The organism is Paludibacterium sp. (genome assembly GCF_019232825.1).
Lineage (GTDB): Bacteria > Pseudomonadota > Gammaproteobacteria > Burkholderiales > Chromobacteriaceae > Paludibacterium.
In genome coordinates, this window is sequence record NZ_JAFAND010000104.1 from 1 (window position 1) to 2,287 (window position 2,287).

The following is a 2,287-nucleotide window of genomic DNA, read 5'->3' on the forward strand; positions in this document are numbered from 1 at the left end:
GCTAAAATACGCAGCAACCTTAACGCACACCTCGACCATGCCTCATCGCCTGTTCTCCTATTCGTTGGCACTCGGTCTACTGGCCAATGCCGCGTGGGCCGATGCGCCGCCGGCGGTGGCGATCGACGTCGGTCATTCGCTGGCGGCACCCGGCGCGCTTGCCGCCAGCGGCGCGACCGAATTCAGCTTCAACCAGCGCCAGGCCAGGCTGCTGCAACAGGCGCTGAGCGCCGACGGCGTCACGAGCAGGCTGATCGGCGAGGCCGGCGACATGACCCAACTGACCGACCGCACGCTACTCGCCCGCCAACAGCGGTTGTTCGTATCGGTACACCACGATTCGGTGCAGCCGCAATACCTGTCCGACGCCAGCCGTTTCCATGGTTATTCAGTATTTGTCTCGCGCAAGAACCCCTACCCGGCACAAAGCCTGGCCTGCGCGCGCGAGGTCGCGCGGGCCCTCTCGGCGGCCGGCGAAACGCCAACGCTGCACCACGCAGAGCCGATTGCCGGCGAAAACCGTCCGCTGGCCGACGCCTCGTTGGGAATTTATTGGTTCGACGATCTGGTGGTGCTCAAAACCGCGCGCCAACCGGCGCTGTTGGTCGAGCATGGCGTGATCGTTAATCCGCAGGAAGAGGCCCGGCTCATGCTGCCGGACGTGGAGAACAAGCTCGCGCGAGCCGTGGCCGACGGCCTCCGCCGCTGTCTACTCGCGCAAGGCATAACAAACTGACGCCAATTCAAACTATGATAACCGTTGTTACCACCCTGGCCCCATGACGCCATGCTATCGTCATATATCTCCGCGCTCGTCGGCACGTTCTCCTTTCTTCTGATCGGTACAGCGGCTTTGGCCAAGGACTGCGTGGGCGTCGTTCCTGCCGGCGGCGGCCATGCGTTCTGGAACGAAGTGAAGCGCGGCGCGCAACAAGCGGGGCAGGAGCTGGGCATCGACATCTACTACCGGGGCCCCAGCGATGAGCGCAATCCCGACGACCAGAAAGAAATCCTGAAAATTATCCTGCAGCGGCACTGCAAGGCGTTGGTGCTCGCCCCCTCCGCGCCGGAGCGCGCGGTCGAAGTCAAGCAATTCGCGTCGAGCGGCGTTCCCACCGTGTACATCGACCGCGATTTCGGCAACAGCGACGCCATCGCGTTCGTGGCCACAGACAACTACCGCGCCGGCATGTTGGCTGGCCAACACATGGTCCGGATGCTGCCGAAACAGGGCAAAGTCGCCGTCTTCCGCATGCAGCGCGGCGTGCAATCGACCGACGACCGGGAAAAAGGCTTTATCGCTACCGCCAAGGCGGCAGGGCTGTCGATCGTCTTGGATACATGGGTGGGTAGCAACATCGGCGATGCGCGCGGCCACATGCTTGAGCGTTTGAAAACCATCAAGTCGCCGATCGACGGCATTTTCACGCCCAACGAATCAACGACCGAGGCGGCGCTGGCGACGCTGGAAACCTTGAAGCTGGCCGGGAAAATCAAGCTGATCGGTTTTGACATGACGGCGGGGTTCATTACCGCTCTGCGTAATGGCACGCTTGCCGCGACAGTCGTGCAAAGGCCTTTCCAAATGGGCTATCAAGGGGTTGCCATCGCGGTTGGTGCAACCCACGGCAAAATGCCCGCCAAGCACAGCATCGATTCTGGCGCCTTCCTCGTCACGCAGACAACGCTCAATGCCCCTGAATACAAGCAAGATTTGGCGCCGTTTTTCAAACCGAGTCCCTAGTGCGAAAGCGCTGACAACCGCGCTGCCTTGCTGTTGCCATACCGTGATGCCACTATTCCACCTCTTGGCGTTAGCCACAGCGATCAGGTCCACATGAACAATCTGCAGGAATACAAGGGTCACTACGGAACGGTCAATGACAGCGACGAAGACGAATGTCTGGTGGGTGAAGTGCTGTTTATCAACGGCACGCTGGTCTATGCCGGCGAATCGGCTGCTGAAATCCGCGCCATGTTCGAACAAGCCGTCGACGGTTATCTGCAAATGCATGAGGAACATCGTTTGGGTCAGGTCATAGCGGAGCGTTGAGATGCAAACGCCGCTAACGCGCTGATATCCTACGCCTTATTTTACCTTCGTCATACCCGCCGCAATCCCCTCCGCCAAATACTGCAGCGAAAACACGCCGCCGTAGGTCCAGGTGGCGGGCAATGTGGCGAAGCGGCCGGTGCGCACGAACGGCATGGCGCGCCATAGCGGACTTTGCCACAGCGGACCGCCGGGCTCGAGCGGCGCGAGCGCCAGCACCGTGGTATCGGCGAG

The 2,287-nt window shown here is 61.1% G+C and carries 4 protein-coding genes; 3 read left to right on the forward strand and 1 reads right to left on the reverse strand.

The window, feature by feature from the left end; translation table 11 throughout:
• The 3 genes from JOZ06_RS13655 to JOZ06_RS13665 form a co-directional block, all read left to right on the forward strand.
• Positions 1-736, forward strand: a 736-nt coding sequence (locus tag JOZ06_RS13655; protein ID WP_293233336.1) for an N-acetylmuramoyl-L-alanine amidase, incomplete at its 5' end; no start/stop codon positions are given.
• A gap of 24 nt (positions 737-760) precedes the next feature.
• On the forward strand, positions 761-1,744 hold the full coding sequence (locus tag JOZ06_RS13660; RefSeq protein ID WP_293233338.1) for a substrate-binding domain-containing protein: 984 nt from the start codon (positions 761-763) through the stop codon (positions 1,742-1,744).
• A gap of 93 nt (positions 1,745-1,837) precedes the next feature.
• The gene (locus tag JOZ06_RS13665; protein WP_293233340.1) at positions 1,838-2,053 is read left to right on the forward strand and encodes a hypothetical protein; all 216 of its coding nucleotides are present in this window, start codon (positions 1,838-1,840) and stop codon (positions 2,051-2,053) included.
• A gap of 36 nt (positions 2,054-2,089) precedes the next feature.
• Here the strand turns inward: JOZ06_RS13665 and JOZ06_RS13670 are convergent.
• Positions 2,090-2,287 (reverse strand): hypothetical protein (locus JOZ06_RS13670; protein WP_293233342.1); only part of this gene is annotated, 198 nt, incomplete at its 5' end.

What these genes read in the sequence shown, in the direction of transcription:
- JOZ06_RS13665 (WP_293233340.1), top strand. Translation starts at nt 1,838, where the DNA reads ATGAACAATCTGCAGGAATACAAGGGTCACTACGGAACGGTCAATGAC.